Origin of the sequence: Natrinema halophilum (assembly GCF_013402815.2) — an archaeon.
Lineage (GTDB): Archaea > Halobacteriota > Halobacteria > Halobacteriales > Natrialbaceae > Natrinema > Natrinema halophilum.
In genome coordinates this window covers 4,223,025-4,238,906 of record NZ_CP058601.1, presented here as the reverse complement: position 1 = coordinate 4,238,906, position 15,882 = coordinate 4,223,025, and the positions used below count along the sequence as shown (strand labels likewise).

Below are 15,882 nucleotides of genomic sequence, written 5' to 3'. Positions count from 1 at the left end.
AATGAGTCGATTCCCAGCAACCAGATGCGCGAACTGTGGAACCGTCTACGGCCACCGCGTGAGCGTCTGCCGCGAGTGTCACGCCGACGAGATGGAATCTCATCCGATATCCGGGCGAGGGACCGTGTACGCGACGACGACGATCCGCGTCCCGAGCGCGAAGTTCGAAGGCGACGCACCGTACGAGGTCTGCATCGTCGACGTCGGTACTGACGAGCCCGTTCGGGTGACGGCCCGCCTCACGGACCGCGAGGACCCGGAGCCGGGTGACGAAGTACGGTTCGTCGAACGACAAAACGGAACGATATACTTCGAAATCCATGGTTGAAAGGATCGATCACATCGGCGTGCTCGTCGAGGACATCGAATCGTCTCGGAGGATATACGAACGACTCGGCATCGAACTGGTGAAAACCGAACGCGTGACGGAGTTCGACGTCGAGATCGCGTTCATGAGCACCGGCGCCGAACTGATCGAGCTGGTCGAACCGCTCTCGGCGGACAACGAGTTCGCCGGACTCTTAGCGGCGCACGATCAGCCGGGATTCCTCCATCACATCGCGTTCCGCGTCGAGGATATCGAGACGGTGCTCCGCGACCTCAAGCGGGCCGACGTCGAACTCCGCGATTCGACCCCACGGACGGGCGCTGGCGGGGCGAAAGTCGCATTTCTCGAACAGCAGGCCGGCAACGGCGTGAACATCGAACTCGTCGAGCGCGACGAAGAGGTCGTCTAGGAGTCAGTACCCGGAAGTCACTCTTCCGGTCGCCGTTCGAAAAGGACGTTGTTGACCGCCTTGAGAACGACCGCGTCGTGTTGATCGACGACCGTTCGCTCGAGCGTTACGAGTCCCCGGGATGGATCGCTTTCGGACGGTCGCTTCTCGAGGACCTCGAGGGACGTTGAAAGCGTATCTCCCGGGCGAACAGGGTTGGGAAAGAGGACCTCATCGAAGCCGACGCTCCCCAGGATACGGGCGTTTCCGTAGAGGTTATCGACGACCTGTTGCTGTGACATCACGAACGTTTGCAGCCCGCTGGCGATGATGCCGTCGAACGGCGTCTCCGCCGCGGCTTCGTCTTCGGTGTGAAACGGAAGCGGATCGTATCGTTCCCCGAACTCGACTATCTCCTCCTTGCCGAGCCGAACGCCGTCGAATTCGTGCCGTTCTCCGACGGCGAAGTCCTCGTAATACAGATCGCTCATACGACACCGCCAAGGCGGTGTCGTTAAATAACCCTGTCCGTCGCGCACTCCGTCGCCCGCGGGTGCTTGCGGCCGGCTACCGCGAACGATTCGCCGTCACTTCCAGTTCTCGGGGGCCTTCGAATCCCGATTCCGATCGGTGCGCGTCGGTGCCGATCTCAGCTATTTATGTGACCGCGGCACGCTCGTCGTGAACGTGTCCGAAGGATTCAGCTGTATCGAAGCGACGGTCGCCGAGATTCACGACGCGATGGCCGCCGGCGAACTGACGTGTCGCGACCTCGTCGCCGAGTACCTCGAGCGAATCGACGCGTACGATCGCGACGGGCCGGAGCTGTCGTCGATCGTGACTGTCGCCGACGGCGCACTCGAGCGCGCCGCGGAATTAGACGAAGCGTTCAACGAGCACAGGACGGTCGGACCTCTGCACGGCATCCCGGTGCTCGTCAAGGACCAGGTGGAGACTGCGGGGACGAGGACGACGTTCGGTTCCGCGGCGTTCGCCGACTACGTTCCGTCGACGGACGCCACGATCGTTCGGAAACTCAGGGACGCGGGAGCGATCGTCCTGGCGAAGACGAACCTCCCGGACTGGGGAGCGTCCTGGTTCGGCCACTCTTCGGTCCGTGGACAGACGAAAAATCCGTACGCACCGGCTCACGATCCGGGTGGCTCGAGCGCCGGCACCGGGGCGGCGACTGCCGCCAACCTCGGGACGATCGGTATCGGCGGGGATACGGGCGGTTCGATCCGGATTCCGGCGTCCTGCTGTAACCTCTACGGGCTGCGGGTGACGACCGGGTTGATCAGCCGACGCGGCATCGCACCGCTGGTCGACCGGCAGGACACCGCCGGCCCAATGACCCGGACCGTCGAGGATTTGGCCAGACTCCTCGACGTCCTCGTCGGCTTCGACCCCGATGACGAATGGACCGGGGTCGAAGCGCTCGCGGACGTCGACGCGTCTTATACGACGGCGCTGGATCAGACCGCGCTCGAGGGAGCGCGCCTCGGCGTTCTCCGCTCGTCGTTCGGGGAGATGCCCGAGGCCGAACCGGTCAACGACGTGGTCGACGCAGCGCTCGAGACGATGGACGCCGCCGGAGCGAAACTGATCGATCCGATCGAGATTCCGGAATTGCACTCGCAGCTATCGGATTCGGCGCTGTTCGCCCACCAGGCGAGGGCCAACATAGACGAGTTCCTCGCACGTCGCGATACCGCTCCCGTCGACTCCATCGACGAGGTGTACGAGTCCGGCGCGTACCACGACGACCTGCAACTCTTCGAACAACTCGCCGACGGACCCGCCGATCCCACAGACGATCCCGAATACTGGCACCGAGTCGCTGCCCAGGGAGCGCTTCGTCGGGCGATCCTCCACGTCTTCGCCGCCGAGGATCTAGATGCGATGGTATTTCCGAGCGTTCAGGTTCCCCCGCCAGCGATCGACCACCTGTCCGACGGGGTCGTCTATCGGACCAACACGGTCATCGCGTCCCAATCGTCGTGCCCGGCGATCTCGATTCCGGCCGGCTTCACCGACGACGGGTTACCGGTCGGCGTCGAACTGCTCGGAGCACCGTACGCCGAACGGAATCTGCTCGGACTGGCGTCCGCGTTCGAAGCGACGGCCGATACGAGGCGCCCTCCGCAGTCGGCGCCGGCGCTCTCGGAGTAACCGGTACCCGCGTTCGGTGTCGATCGTTCCCCGGCGGTCCCGTGAGGGACGGACGCGATGAGCGAATACGATACGACCGCTCTCGGCCTCGAGTTAACCGCTCTCTCGCCGATCAGAATCCGCGCCGTTCGCGGAAAATAGCATTCAACGGCGTCATAATCACCGTACTCCCAGACCGCTCTAACGCACACCGAAACGCTGCGTTCGGTCGATCAGGAATCTCAGCCGGCCGGACGAAACAGGGGACGGGAAATGGCGGGTGGGTGTGCGACGAACGGGACAGTGTCGCGCGTTGCAGGCCACGCGATAATCACGTATTTCCCTCCAAATACTACCAACGCTCTCTATATTCCCGATCCGTTAGAACTGAGTACGAACGTATCACAAACTCGCTGCCCGACAGATCTCGAGTGACGTCGTGTCCGTCACATCCGAAGCGTCGGGAACCGTTCTGCATATTTCTCCGAGAGCGCACCGTAATCGGCCCGGGACCGAGACACGCGGTCGTGTCGAGGGGCAACGCGATGCGAAAAGCGGACTCACCGGCGTACCGAAATGATCGTGGCCAGTTCCGTCGATACGTATTATCCACAGCGGGTCCCGGCCGTCCTGACCCGGCCGTCCTGATTCGAGACGTTCGACGGCGCCGCGGGCAGATCGGACGTGTACTCGACTGAACGATCGTCGTCGGTCGGAACGCCGTTTCTATCAGTTGTCAAGAACGGAGAGCACGCGTAACACCAGCTGCAGGATGTGGACGAAGACGCCCATCACGGCAATGTAGATCCCGATCGCGTTCCGAAGTGGGTTCGCGTACTTGCTCTCCTTTACGGCCCAGATTTCGTACGTGAGGTCCGCGACGAATCCGAGGAAAAACAGGACGGAGGCGCCGATCATGAGAACCGGAGCGACGAAGAATCCGATCCCACCCGCAACGAACCCGGCGACGAACAGTCCTCTGGAGTAGGTCTGCCAACTCTCGAACGACCGATCGGTCCGGTAGACGAGGACCACGACACCGGCCGTGAGAAGTCCCGTAAGGACCAACGTAATACCGAGGGCCGGAATTCGAAGTGCGGGCGGTGCGAACCCACCGAGGATCGCTGCGCCGAGCAGCGTATATCCGAACTGAATCAGCGCGACGCCGGCGCCCGCCATCGGAAGGGCGTCCTGTTCGATACCCCTGTTCGAGATCCAGAATCCGCCCCCGATGGTGACGACGAAGGTGCCGATCCCGATGACGTAGTTCGAAAAGAGGATGAGCCCGAGATCGGCAAGCGGCGTATAACTCCCCACCAGCATCAACAGGATGTTGACGGCGACGAGCGCAGTCGCGATCCCAGCGACCTTGGGTACGTTGACTGTCGGGACGTACTGACCTGTCTGCGTGGTATCGTGGACAGACGACATGACTGTTAATTCGATTTGAGCTAATTGTATTAAGTATTGTCTTGTAATTTTATCAACGTATCGGATATAGTTTGGGGAAATAGCCAGATGCTATCGATTACGTCCGGCCTACAGCGGTATGTCGATCGACGGTGTGAAACGCGCTCCGAAAGCCCGTGCTCGGTCTATAATGACGATAAGGAGTTTCTCGTCGCCGACCTGACGACCGAGGTGATGGAGCCACAGACGCGGTTCCAGGGGAAGCCGTCCTCGTTCATTCCCACGAGTCGAGGCTCTGTTGGACGGATCCGGCCATACTCTCGCTCAGATCGTAGTCGTCGAAATTGAAGTTGAACTCGTCGCGGTACCGCATCCGCTTTTCGAGGGCATCCTCGGTGAAGAGAACGTTCAGTTCGTGCTCGATCTCCTCGATGTTCTCTCGGTCGTCATCGAGACCGTCTTCGAATCGATCGATGATCGGCGAGCAGTCGTGAATTTCTGTCCCTACCCACTCACGATTCATAAGTTCTGCCGCGGCAAACGTCGTCCCGGCTCCACCGAACGGATCCAGCACGCGGTCGCCCTCCTTGGTCGCCATTCCGATGACACGATGGAGGAGTCGCAGCGAGAGCTGGTTCGCGTCGCGGTTGAGGTACTTCGAGTGGCGGACGGGGGGGATATCGTCCCAGATGTCGGTCAGGTTGACGCCCTCGGGGTTCATTTTCGACTTATAACCGCCATAGTCGTTCTGCTCGCCGCCGCAGTGCGGGCACGTATCGATGGGGAGGCGATCCGGTTCGAACGTGTTGGGTTGGTGGCCCTTGATGAAGTAAAGAAGGGAGTAGTGCGACGGGTAGAGGCGGTTGGGGATGGGAAGTCCAAATTTGATGTCGACCGCGATCCAGTGTTTGAGGGTCAGCCGTCGGTTGATGTAGTGGGCGAAGTGGACGTTCCACTTCGGGAGGTTATAGAGGAAGAACGCACCGCCGGGCTTCAGCAGGTCGATGGCCTCGTCGATCCATTCGGTCGACCAGCGGAGGTACTCATCCTCGGCGAGATCGTCACCGTTCTTCTCCCCGTAGTCCTTGTCAAGGTTGAACGGCGGATCCGCGAATATCAGGTCGAACGACTCGTCCTCGAGTTGGGGGAGGACGTCCCGACAGTCCGCGTTGTAGAGCGTGCCCAGTCCGGTCGTGAACTCGGGTTCCGGAAGTCCTCCATCGTCGCTTGTCTCGGTGTCACCGAGGTCGAGGTCGAACGCGTCCGTGAGCGCGTTGAGGGCACGGTTAGGATCCTCGACGAGTTGGTCTTGGAGCGGTTCGGGGAACTCGCCGGCGGCGAGTCGGAGGGCTTCGGGCCGGATGTCAAAGGCGTCGGCGAGGGCCTCGAGCTGCTCGTCGGTGGGCGGGACTCCAGATTCGATGTCGCGGAGATTGCCGACGCGGAGGCCGGCGTCCTTCGCCAGTTCGTTGTCCGTGAGGCCGCGTTCGCGCCGGATTCGGCTGACGACGTCACCAGCAGATCGGAAGAGAAGGCCGGTCATTCGAGATCATCTCCGTTGGGGTTCATCTTCTGGTTACTCTGATGTCCGTCTTCCGTTTTAAACGTGTGTGACCTGACTCGCCTGTTATCAGGGCGTTCTGAGGGCCGACTATCAGTGGATTCATCACATCCAAATTCCCAACGAGTGGTGTGCAAATCGATCGCGAGGAAAAAATTGTCGACCAGGGCGGCTTCTCGCAGACAGACGAATGGCAAACGGCACGGAGTCAGGCGATGGACGCGGTACGGGAGGTTGACTGGCCGCCCGGTACGGGTAAGTTCACCGTCTACCCCGAATCCGAAGCGAACGGTGTGAAGCCCGCAACCAAGATTTTCGAGCACAACATCGACAACAAACCACTGTGGAAGGAGACCGGCCGTAAACACTTCAAGAGCCTCCTCAGCGAGATGGCGATGCTCGATGATGCCGTCGAGATGCTCGGCGAGTATATGGACGACCCGGAGGCGTTCGTCAACAGCTCGTGGTTCGACGCGATGGCGGAACTGGAGATCAACGGGGAGCGCCACATCGCCGTGTTCGAGTGGGAGACCGGGAACATCTCGTCGTCTCACCGGAGTCTCAACCGGATTATGGTCGGATTCCTCAGCGGAATCATCACCGCGGGGATCGTCGGGTTACCGACGCGGGAACTGTACCAGTACTCCACCGACCGTATCGGGAACTTTCAGGAACTGTGCCCTTATTTTATGATTTACGAAGCGTTGAACGAGCGCGTTGAGAATGGGGTGTTCGAGGTGGTAGCTTTCGAGCAGGACGCCGAATCAACCGACGTACCAAAGGTTCCGAAGGGGTCTGACGGAATGTCCGACCGAAACATCCGTGAGGCAACCCCCGATTCGGTCGATCTGAGTGACTTTGAATAAATGAAACGGGAAATAGTTAGATGAAAGGATTAAGACAGTCGAAAAGCGTGGATTGACTGACTTCGGTTGAGTGAATATATGATTAGGATCGAAAACTATTCTTCTACATCCACATGTAACAGATATAAAGTAAGCATAGATGATCAAATCTCTTCGAGAATACGGTAGGAATTAGAAATCCGGTGCGAGAATCGAACCGGGGCCAGACGACCGGCCACACTCCGTTCGGCCGCTGCGACTGGCAGGGTTCGATCTCGCCTTCCGGCTTTTCCACTCCTCTCGATGGTCGTCGTGAAAAAGTCCGGGTGCGAGAATCGAACCCGCGTCTCAGCCTCCACAAGGCTGAAGGATAACCACTACCCCAACCCGGACACGCTTACACGTAATCCTACACGCGGTCGGCCTGAAATACGTTACGACTCCGCGTTCGGGGTGTGCGACTCCGTACCGCGCGATTTCGGACGGCGAAGCTGAATCGCGGTGACCGCGGCTCGAGGCAGTCGATCGCGACCGAGACGTTTTTCGGCCCAGAGCCGGTAGAACCGCCAACGCGTGGCTATAACCGACAAGATCTACGTCAAAAATCACCGACAGCTCAGCTCCCAGCTCGAGACGAACATCCCCAAGGGAGCGTTCAAGGGTGCGACCCTCGACGTGCTCTTTCAGGGCACGGGTCTCGAGAAACTCGACGACGCGACTCGGGATCGAATCCTCGATTTCGCACAGGATTTCCTCGATTGTGGCTGTGACACAAACCCCTATTGTGGCTGTCCGGAACGGAAGTTCATCGAGTATCTACTCGAGTTGCGCGCCCAGGGCCTGGGCCCTGACGCGATCGTCGACGTAATGACTGACGACTATATGGTGTATGCGTACTCCGGTGACGTGTTGTCGTTTCTCGACGACGCCGTCCGAACGCTCGAGGCGGCCGAAGGGCTCGCTCGCGTCGATGGCGCCGACGAGAAGTACGACGAAATTCGCCAGGCGAAACAGGATCTGTCTCGATAACGTCGTCGTCCCGCTCGACGTCGGGACAAATCGGCTCGCTTATCGCAACTGGTACGATTCTTCTCCGTCGTCTAACTCGTCGAGGAGGAGGACCTCGTCTTCCTCGTCTTCGAGTCGGTCCTGCAGATCGTTGACGTACCTTTTGTACTCGTCGAGTTGTTCGCGGAGGTGTTCGGCCTCGAGCTCAAGTCGCTCGTGTTCGCGGATGAAGCGCTTCGGAACTTCGACGGTCGGCGGGAACGAGATGTCTTCGTCGGTATCGTCGGCGCGCTTCTTGCGGTCACCTTCGGGGACGACCTCGACCTGCCCGTCGTGTTCGACCAGTTGGTCGACGTAGTCTCGGAAGACCGCCGAAAGCGAGATGTCCCGTTCCTCGGCGATTTCCTGGAGCGCCGTAAACGCATCCTCGTTGACACGAAACGAGATCGTCTTGTTCTTGTTCCCCATCGATACCCCTAGTCTTCGTTCACGACACTTAACCATTTGTCAGACAAGCAGGATTGGCCGACCGGAAAGAAAGTGAATCGACAGAAATCGTCGCTCGAGTGGAGCCCGTAGCTCCGGCGATGACGGGCTGTCGACTGCTGACGACGGCGTGCCGGGTACCGGTGCTCCTGGGCCGTTCTCCTAATCGGACGCGACACGGACGCGTCCCACAGCGACCGCGATCCGATCGTCGAACGAGCCCTCGATTCGACGACGCGGCCACCAGCGGGCTGAAAACGAAGAATGGAAACGGTGCTTTCGGTGTCCGATGACGGTGGCGACGCCTCAGACGGTCGGTTCCGCGTCGTCGACGGTCTCGAGGCTCTCGAGGGCCTGAATCACGTCGTTGCGGTAGTTAACGACGGGTGAATCGTACTGCTCGCGAGCCATCTGGGCGTACTCGTTCGTCGGTGCGGTGGATGCACCTTCTGGTGCTTCCTGTTCGCGCTCCCACTCCTCGAAGGCTTCGATGCGGTCTATGGTGCGTTCGGCGGTTTCGACGACCCAGCGATCGCGGGTATCGTCGTCGACGATCGAGATAGACTCGGGTCGCAGGGAGACGTTGACCGTTCCGTCGTCGGTTTCGTAGGTGCGGGGTTTGCCGACGATGGAAACGTAGGCCGGCGGTTCCGTATCTCGCAGCACCGAGGCCGCCTCGGGCTGGTACTGACCGGCGTAGACGAAGAACGTCCCCGTCGGGTCGACGACCCGCCCGCGCCAGTACTCGCTGTCATCGCCGACGTCCTCGGTTTCGGTGAGGGTGCCGGCGACGAACACGCGGTTCGCGCGATCGCCCGTCGGGAGCAAGGCGTAGTTGGGCGCGCGCTCGTCGTCGCTTTCTTTGAACGTGTACGTCGAGTCGTTGAATTCAGACGCGAAGACGCGACGGGCGACTTCGCGAGTGAGTTCTGCCTGACTCATGTCACATCGACCTCGCTTTGATCAGCACCTGTTCTACATCCACTGGCCCGTCGAGTTCTTCGACGTCGTCGGCCAGGACGTAGCGACCGAAGGTCGGCCCCTCGATTCGGTAGTAGGTGCCGACGATATCGTCCGCGATCTCGTCGGCGACGATGGTCGTGTCCAGTGCGTCCATCGCCATTTCCTTCGCTTCTTCGAGGGTGAGGCCAGTCAATTCCTCGGTGGCGTCCTTGTCGAAGATGACTTCGTGGGCATCGATACCGTCGTCGACGACGGCCTTGATGCGGAGGTCGAACTCCCCTTCGACGTCGCCGTGTTCGTTACAGCGGCCGTTCTGGAGGACGCGCGTACAATCTTCCTTCGGGCAACGCTTGATAAGGCCGCTTCCGCTTTGCATGTCGACCAGAGCGCCCTCGATCTCGCTGGTGTCGTCACCGACTTCGAGGTCCTCCTCGAGTTCCTCGATGACGGTCGTCGAATTGAGTTTGACCGAGTACCGTCCCTGGTACTCGTCGGTGACGAGGTTGCGAAATTCGTAGACGCCGCCTTCCTTGAGCGTCGGAAGTTCCGATTTGGCCCACTTGGTAAATTTGATCGTCCCCGTCGGGTCGCCGAGTAGCCCGACCTGTGCGACCGAATCACTGCGGGGATCCCAGAGTTCGATAACTTTGGCTGTCAGATCTATCCATTCCTCGGGTTCGTCAACGTCTTCGACGTTGGCTGCCTCGCTGCCGCCGCTCGCGATGTCCTCGCGGTCGAGGCCAGCCTCCTCGAGGTAGTGGTTGGTGACGCTCCGTCTCGCTTCGTCGATCGGGACCTTGTATTCATCGACGAGCGTAGTGAGGCGCTCTTCGACGTCCTCGACGCTTACGTCGAGGTGGTCCGAAAACTGCTCGTGTATGTCGTCCGCGTGTTGTCGTACGTCGCTCATTGTGTCACGCCTCCTCCTTGGTTTCACTGGGAGGCATACCCTCGTTCGCGCCCCGTACTATTTAAACTGCCGCCGCCGGAGTGAAAGTGAACGTCGGCAGCAAAACCGTACGACTCTGCGGGGAGGGTCGTTTCGTTTGGGCGATCGTTATAGTAGTCGTTGAAACGTTGTACCCACCGCTTGCGCTGGGGCGGCCAGCGAGTACTCGCTGGCCGCGAATTCTCGAGCGGGGTGTGCAATGACGTTCACCGTCTACTATACCTGCCGGTGACTGAACGCGACCGATCGTGTGCACCGATCTCGAGGGTGGCGATCGCCGTCATCGGCTCAGCCCGACGACCATTCAGAACGAGTCCGAACTGACGGCGGCATCGACAGTGTCACCGATCGCCGCCGCGCCAGCGTCGTCGACGGCGACCAGTGGCGGGCGAACGTCGTCGGACGGAATGATACCGCGGTGGGCCAGCGCCGATTTCGTCGCTGGGGCGAAATCGTGGGTCGTACACGCCTCGAACAGCGGCGTTATCACATGTTCCTGGAGTTCTCGGCCGCACTCGTCGGTCGCTCGGTCGAACGCCTCGCATAGCGCGCGGGGGACGACGTTCGACAGCGCGTTGATACCGCCGTCCGCACCCATCCGTAACGCGGGGACCAGCAGGGCGTCGTACCCCTGCAGACACAGGAACTCGTCCGGCGTCTGCCGGAGAACGGACAGGAAATACGCCAGATCGCCGCTCGAGTCCTTGATCCCGATCGCACGGTCGTGGCCTGCGATGGTGGCAACGGTCTCCGGTTCGATACGATGGCCCGTACACTGCGGAATGTTATACAGCAAGACGGGAATCGAGGCGTCGTTCAGGACTGCCTCGAGGAACCGCCGGTTGCCGGACGGGTCGTTCGCAGTGGTGAAGTAGGGAGTGACGATCGCGGCGGCGTCGGCTCCCGCGGCGGCGGCGCGGTCGATAGCCGTGATCGTCTCGACGATGCTCGTCGCGGCGGCCCCGGCGACGACTGGGACGTCGGCGTGGTCGACGGTCGTCTCGATGACGCGCTGTCGCTCGTCGGCCGTCAGGCTCGGGAACTCGCCGGTCGTCCCGCAAGGAAAAACGGCATCGATACCGCCGTCGTGGAGGTGCTCGAGCAGATCGCCGAGCGCATCGACATCTATCGATCCGTCGTCGAACGGGGTGACAGTCGGACAGGTTATTCCACGAAGCGCAGTGCTGCTATCCATGTTCAGTTGTGCGGTCATTTCTCTAAAGTCGTTGCCATCGGATCGAGAGAAGCGCCGGTCGGATAGCCGTCGCTCGGTCGCCGGTATTCCACCGGCGACGAACCTATGTGCCCGGCGCTCGAACGACGGCGCAATGGCGGACCGGCGTCAACTGGAGCAGTTCCTGCGCTCGACACTGCAGGATGCGGGCGAGCAGTTCGAAGCGCTCCGCAGATCGACCGACGACCAACTCGAGGAGGCTCGCGGCTCGTACGAAGTGGCGAAGAACGCCCGTCGCCTCCCGTCGGACGAAGAGGGGCGAGCGAAGATCGTCTGTCGACGCCACGCCCAACAGCGGGCAGCGAAACTCGACGATATGTATCGGCCGGCGTGTTACGAAGACGGCCATCCCGACTGCGAGGGGTGTGCAGAAGACGTCCGAAAGGGGCGCATCGAGACCTGGTGACATGGATCGGCCCATCGTCGCGTGCGTCCTCGCTGGGGGCACCGGCAGTCGACTCTATCCCGCGAGCCGGTCCGATCGGCCCAAGCAATTCCTCTCGTTCGTCGGCGGGAGATCGTTACTCGCCCGGACGATGGATCGGACGGCGTTTGCCGACGAACGGTACGTCCTGACGCGCGACTCGTTCGCCGAAGCAATTCACGAACATGCCCCAGAGGCGGGTGTACTGGTCGAACCGGCCGGCAAGGATACCGGTCCGGCGCTGGTCTATGCAGCCTGGCGGCTTCGCCACCGGTTCGAAGTGGAACCGGTACTGGTCTGTCTCCCCAGCGACCACTACGTCGCGGACGACGCGGTCTTTTCCCGTCGACTCGAGCGCGCGGCGGAAATCGCAGTCGAGACCGACGGGCTCGTAACGATGGGCGTCGAGCCGACGCGGCCGGCGACGGGATACGGTTACATCTCACCCGCCGGAGACGACGGTGATACCGGGACTGACTCCGCTCTCAGCGGCGGTACCGAAACTGACGATTACGCCGCGATCGATCGGTTCACGGAAAAACCTCGGCGCGAGACCGCGACGCGACTCATCGAGTCCGGCGCATACTGGAACGCGGGTATCTTCGCCTGGACGCCGAGTGCCCTCCTCCGCGAGGCGGCGGAGTCCCCGCTCGCCCCGCTGGTCGACGCCCTCGAGGAGGGGAATCCTGACCAAGGGTTCGAGGCGATCGACGCCGTGAGCGTGGACTACGCGATCATGGAACAGACGGCCGACGCGTACGTGACGCCGCTGTCGGTCGGCTGGGACGACCTGGGGACGTGGGACGCTGTCGGCCGGGTACTCGACGGGAACGACGGCGAAAACGAGGTCGTCGCCGGGGACGTGCTGTCGATCGATGCGGCGGACAACGTCGTCGCCGCCCCCGACGCGCACGTTTCACTGCTCGAGGTCGAAGAGTTACTCGTTGTGGCATTCGACGACCGAATCCTCGTCGGCCCTCGCGGAGCGTCACAGCGAATCCGAACGATCGTCGAGCGACTTCGGGAGCACAACGCGTTTTGACGGCTCGAGCCTCGAGAGTTTTGAAAGCTTATGCCTCGAGAATCGGGTGGGTCGCTCGAGTCGGTGCGGTCAACCGGAACGGGCGATCGGGTGGGTCGAACTAATTAGCTGAGTCCGGACGACTTCCCGTTGGCGTCATCGTTCGGGGGCCACACTGCCCAGGCGATGATCGCGAGGGCGGCCGCCGAGCCGATCACGCTCGTTTCGAGGAGGGTCAACTCGACGCCGAACCACGAAAGCGCCGTCCGGAGTTCGACCACGAACGGGATGAGCATAGCCAGGACAACGAGGAGTGCACCGCCAGAGATGCGCATCTACCGAATCACCTCCCGGAGCGACTCGAGGACCAGTCCGGGATCGGCGCCGATCGAGAGCTGGACGCCCTCGATACCCTTGCCGAAGAGGCCGCCGGAGTCGATGATGCTCGCAAGTGGGAGCGTGTACGCGAATATCACGAGGACGATGGCGATCGCGGTCCAGACCTTGAGGTTGTCGAGGATCGCGGGCGAGTCCTCGGGCCCGGAGAGCGTGCCGGCGTACCCGTTGTCCGGAAGCGAGTCACTAGTGCCGTTGAACGAGGTCATGACCATGATCAGGAGGAACAGGGCAAGCGAGAGGGTCAGCAACACTGCCCCGAGGGCGACCTGTGCGTTGATCTCGCCGACGGTGCCGACGGCGGGTTCGAAGTCGAAGCCCTGGTACTGCGGTTCGGCGGTCCGGCGAGGCATGCCGAACAGCCCGGACCGGTGCATCGCGTTCGACATGAACGTCATCCCGACGAACCAGATCAGGACCTGGGCCAGTGCGAGCGAGCGGTTCCAGAGCGCTTTGCCGGTCATCTGCGGGATGAACCAGTACGACGAGGCCATGAACGTCAACGCGACGGCGGTACCGACGGTGAGGTGGAAGTGGCCGACGACCCACCAGGTGTTGTGGACGAGGTAGTTGATGTTCATCCCCGCGTTGATCATGCCGGAGAATCCGGCCGCGGCGAACATCAGGCCCGCGAGCGCCATCCCGGTAAAGACCGGGTCGCGCCACGGAAGGGCCTTGAGCCACCCGAGATAGCCCGTCCCGCCGCGCTGACGAGCACCGTGTTCCATACTCGCGACGACAGTAAAGGCGGTGAGCAGGCTCGGCAGCAGGAGGAACATCGTGTTCGTCATCGCGATGAACTTGAAGCCTTCCGCGATGCCGGGATCCAGATACTGGTGGTGGATGCCAAGCGGCGTCGAGAGCAGCAGGAATAACACGAAAACGACGCGAGCGAGCGGATCGCTGAACAGCTTTCCGCCGGAGAACTTCGGCAGCATGAGATACCACATCACGTACGCCGGCATCAGCCAGAAGTAGACGACGGCGTGGCCGAAGTACCAGAACAGGGTCCGAGTCAGCAGCGGGTTCACCGAGTCAGTGATTCCAAGCGACCACGGCAGCAGGAACACGAGAATCGCTATCGCGACGCCGAGCGTACAGATGTACCAGAACAGCGTCGTCGTCAACACCATGAACGCCGGCAGCGGTATTCGCTCGTCGGGGTTCTCTTTGCGCCAGGCCCACCAGGTCCGGAACCAGTCGACGCCGGCGAGCCAGGAGCCGACGACGAACAGCACCAGACCCAGGTAGAAGAGGGGATGAGCCTGCAGCGGTGCGTAGAACGTAAAGAGCACGTCTGCGTATAGCTCCGAGCCGAGCACCGTCGGTGCTTGCTCGAGGAAGCCGGCGAATATCGTCACAGTTTCCAGCGTTGCACCGACTACCATCAGTGCGTACCAGGCCCAGGTGAAGCGGATGTCCACGACGCCGCGATCGAGGCCGGTGGTCACCGCCCAGGTGAACAGGCCGACGAGGAAGAAGATCGTAAACGTGATCGCCAGCAATACGCCGTGTGCGGTGAGGACGGTGTAGTAATCGGGCGACTGGATGAACCGGAAGACGTCCGTCCGGTGAAGCGCCTGCACGAGGCCGAGCGTGCCACCGATCGCCAGCGCGATAAAAGAACTCCAGAACGCCGCCTTGATCACGGCCGCTTCGTCGGGGAACTGATCGATGTAGGCGTTACGCATCGCCGTCACCTCCGTCGGTCGCGTTGACGACCGAAAGCGTCCCGCTTTCCTCGTGGTCGTCGACCGTCACCGTCCAGTCGTGATCGCCCGCGCCGAGTTCTGCAGTGTCGACCGCGAACTCGACGTCCTCGCTGCCGGCGCCGGAGATCGTGACGTCTCGTTCGATCGTTCGGTCGCCGATCTCGAGGGTGGCGGTCGTCTCGAGGTCAGTCTGCATGCCGTCGGTCACAGTCGCGGTTATCGTCGTCTCGTTGCCCGCCTGAACCTCTCGGGGGGCGTCGACCGACAGTTCGGTCATGTCGAACTCGTCTTCGGGGACGACGTTCAGTTTCCCTTCCATCGTGTGGTGGTACTCGCCGCAATACTCGTTACAGAGGATGCCGTACTCGCCGGATTCGTCGAATTCGACGGTCATCTGCGACACCTGACCGGGGATGACCATCGTGTTCATGTTCGTCCCGACCACGGTGAAGCTGTGCGTCACGTCACGACTCGTCACGTAGAACGTTACTTCGCTGTTCGCCGGGACCTCGATTTCACTAGGCATGTACGCCCACGCCTGGGCGACGACGGCGACTTCGTACTCGTTTCCGCCGACGTGCGTGACGCCGGGTTCACTGAACTTTTCGTGGTCGTTTATGTCGTCCGGGTTGATCGAACCACCGTCGTCGTCGATCATCGCGATGCCGGGGCCGACGGCACCGTACGTAATCGTCGCGATGAAGCCGACGATCAGTAACATCGACGCGACGAGCCACGCTTTCTCGTAGGTGTGAATATTCATGCCAGTCCCACCACCGTCAGGAGCGCCCCGACGACGGTCGGCCCGTTGCCGAGGAACTCGACGAAGTACATGAATATCCACAGCAACACCAGTATCAGGAAGTAGATGCCGATCAGGATCGCCGTTCCGATCGGATCGTACTCATCGTGCCCGAGTTCACGAACCTGATCGGGCTCCCGTTGTTCTGTCCTGGGACTCATACGGATGAGTAGGGAATGGGCGCGACTTACCATCAACCCTGGT

18 protein-coding genes and 1 tRNA gene are annotated in these 15,882 nt (G+C 61.4%); 7 read left to right on the top strand and 12 right to left on the bottom strand.

The genetic code is table 11. The features are described 5' to 3' along the window. The first annotated feature begins 1 nt into the window (after position 1). Together HYG82_RS41185 and HYG82_RS41180 are read left to right on the top strand one after the other, a co-directional pair. Positions 2-328 (top strand): Zn-ribbon domain-containing OB-fold protein, encoded by a 327-nt coding sequence (locus HYG82_RS41185; protein ID WP_179264677.1) that lies wholly within the window; start codon positions 2-4, stop codon positions 326-328. Continuing rightward, positions 321-737 (top strand): VOC family protein, encoded by a 417-nt coding sequence (locus HYG82_RS41180; RefSeq protein WP_179264064.1) that lies wholly within the window; start codon positions 321-323, stop codon positions 735-737. The genes HYG82_RS41185 and HYG82_RS41180 overlap by 8 nt, the downstream gene beginning before the upstream one ends. A gap of 17 nt (positions 738-754) precedes the next feature. Here HYG82_RS41180 and HYG82_RS41175 read toward each other — a convergent pair whose 3' ends face one another. Further along, a complete protein-coding gene (locus HYG82_RS41175) occupies positions 755-1,207 on the bottom strand; it encodes a MaoC/PaaZ C-terminal domain-containing protein (RefSeq protein WP_179264062.1) in 453 nt (150 codons plus the stop codon). Between the two features lie 196 nt (positions 1,208-1,403). On the opposite strand from HYG82_RS41175, the gene HYG82_RS41170 reads away from it, so the two are divergent. After that, a complete protein-coding gene (locus HYG82_RS41170) occupies positions 1,404-2,888 on the top strand; it encodes an amidase (protein ID WP_235217765.1) in 1,485 nt (494 codons plus the stop codon). Positions 2,889-3,596: 708 nt separating this feature from the next. On the opposite strand, the gene HYG82_RS41165 is transcribed toward HYG82_RS41170, so the two are convergent. Beyond that, a complete protein-coding gene (locus HYG82_RS41165) occupies positions 3,597-4,298 on the bottom strand; it encodes a hypothetical protein (protein WP_179264060.1) in 702 nt (233 codons plus the stop codon). 253 nt (positions 4,299-4,551) lie between these two features. Then, on the bottom strand, positions 4,552-5,820 hold the full coding sequence (locus HYG82_RS41160; protein WP_179264058.1) for a DNA methyltransferase: 1,269 nt from the start codon (positions 5,818-5,820) through the stop codon (positions 4,552-4,554). Positions 5,821-5,969: 149 nt separating this feature from the next. Here HYG82_RS41160 and HYG82_RS41155 point away from each other — a divergent pair, with 149 nt between their 5' ends. After that, the gene (locus tag HYG82_RS41155) at positions 5,970-6,704 is read left to right on the top strand and encodes a PDDEXK family nuclease (protein ID WP_179264056.1); all 735 of its coding nucleotides are present in this window, start codon (positions 5,970-5,972) and stop codon (positions 6,702-6,704) included. Positions 6,705-7,003: 299 nt separating this feature from the next. Here HYG82_RS41155 and HYG82_RS41150 read toward each other — a convergent pair. Beyond that, a tRNA-His gene (locus HYG82_RS41150) sits at positions 7,004-7,075 on the bottom strand. Positions 7,076-7,256: 181 nt separating this feature from the next. Between HYG82_RS41150 and HYG82_RS41145 the strand changes: the two genes are divergently transcribed. Continuing rightward, the gene (locus tag HYG82_RS41145; protein WP_179264054.1) at positions 7,257-7,712 is read left to right on the top strand and encodes a DUF5814 domain-containing protein; all 456 of its coding nucleotides are present in this window, start codon (positions 7,257-7,259) and stop codon (positions 7,710-7,712) included. Positions 7,713-7,751: 39 nt separating this feature from the next. Here HYG82_RS41145 and HYG82_RS41140 read toward each other — a convergent pair whose 3' ends face one another. The 4 genes from HYG82_RS41140 to HYG82_RS41125 form a co-directional block, all read right to left on the bottom strand. Then, positions 7,752-8,159: a DUF8146 domain-containing protein gene (locus tag HYG82_RS41140; protein ID WP_179264052.1), complete on the bottom strand. Its 408-nt coding sequence runs from the start codon at positions 8,157-8,159 to the stop codon at positions 7,752-7,754. Between the two features lie 324 nt (positions 8,160-8,483). Further along, positions 8,484-9,119 (bottom strand): RPA family protein, encoded by a 636-nt coding sequence (locus tag HYG82_RS41135; protein WP_179264049.1) that lies wholly within the window; start codon positions 9,117-9,119, stop codon positions 8,484-8,486. A gap of 1 nt (position 9,120) precedes the next feature. After that, complete coding sequence (locus tag HYG82_RS41130) at positions 9,121-10,050, bottom strand: replication factor A (protein WP_179264047.1); 930 nt, start codon at positions 10,048-10,050, stop codon at positions 9,121-9,123. Positions 10,051-10,393: 343 nt separating this feature from the next. Then, on the bottom strand, positions 10,394-11,284 hold the full coding sequence (locus tag HYG82_RS41125; RefSeq protein ID WP_179264045.1) for a dihydrodipicolinate synthase family protein: 891 nt from the start codon (positions 11,282-11,284) through the stop codon (positions 10,394-10,396). Between the two features lie 133 nt (positions 11,285-11,417). Here HYG82_RS41125 and HYG82_RS41120 point away from each other — a divergent pair, with 133 nt between their 5' ends. After that, on the top strand, positions 11,418-11,729 hold the full coding sequence (locus HYG82_RS41120) for a DUF7091 family protein (protein ID WP_179264043.1): 312 nt from the start codon (positions 11,418-11,420) through the stop codon (positions 11,727-11,729). Position 11,730: 1 nt separating this feature from the next. After that, entirely contained in the window at positions 11,731-12,789 is a 1,059-nt protein-coding gene (locus tag HYG82_RS41115) for a mannose-1-phosphate guanylyltransferase (RefSeq protein WP_179264041.1), read from the top strand. Positions 12,790-12,893: 104 nt separating this feature from the next. Here the strand turns inward: HYG82_RS41115 and HYG82_RS41110 are convergent, their stop codons facing one another. The 4 genes from HYG82_RS41110 to HYG82_RS41095 are packed head-to-tail and all read right to left on the bottom strand — an operon-like array spanning position 12,894 to position 15,839. Continuing rightward, positions 12,894-13,103 carry a CbaC protein gene (locus tag HYG82_RS41110; protein ID WP_179264039.1) on the bottom strand — a complete coding sequence of 70 codons (210 nt, stop codon included), beginning with the start codon at positions 13,101-13,103 and terminating at the stop codon, positions 12,894-12,896. Then, positions 13,104-14,855: a b(o/a)3-type cytochrome-c oxidase subunit 1 gene (locus HYG82_RS41105; RefSeq protein WP_179264037.1), complete on the bottom strand. Its 1,752-nt coding sequence runs from the start codon at positions 14,853-14,855 to the stop codon at positions 13,104-13,106. It abuts the gene before it with no gap. Further along, positions 14,848-15,639 (bottom strand): cytochrome c oxidase subunit II, encoded by a 792-nt coding sequence (locus HYG82_RS41100; RefSeq protein WP_179264035.1) that lies wholly within the window; start codon positions 15,637-15,639, stop codon positions 14,848-14,850. Before HYG82_RS41100 ends, HYG82_RS41105 begins: the two co-directional genes overlap by 8 nt. After that, positions 15,636-15,839 carry a hypothetical protein gene (locus HYG82_RS41095; RefSeq protein ID WP_179264033.1) on the bottom strand — a complete coding sequence of 68 codons (204 nt, stop codon included), beginning with the start codon at positions 15,837-15,839 and terminating at the stop codon, positions 15,636-15,638. Before HYG82_RS41095 ends, HYG82_RS41100 begins: the two co-directional genes overlap by 4 nt. Positions 15,840-15,882 lie beyond the last annotated feature (43 nt).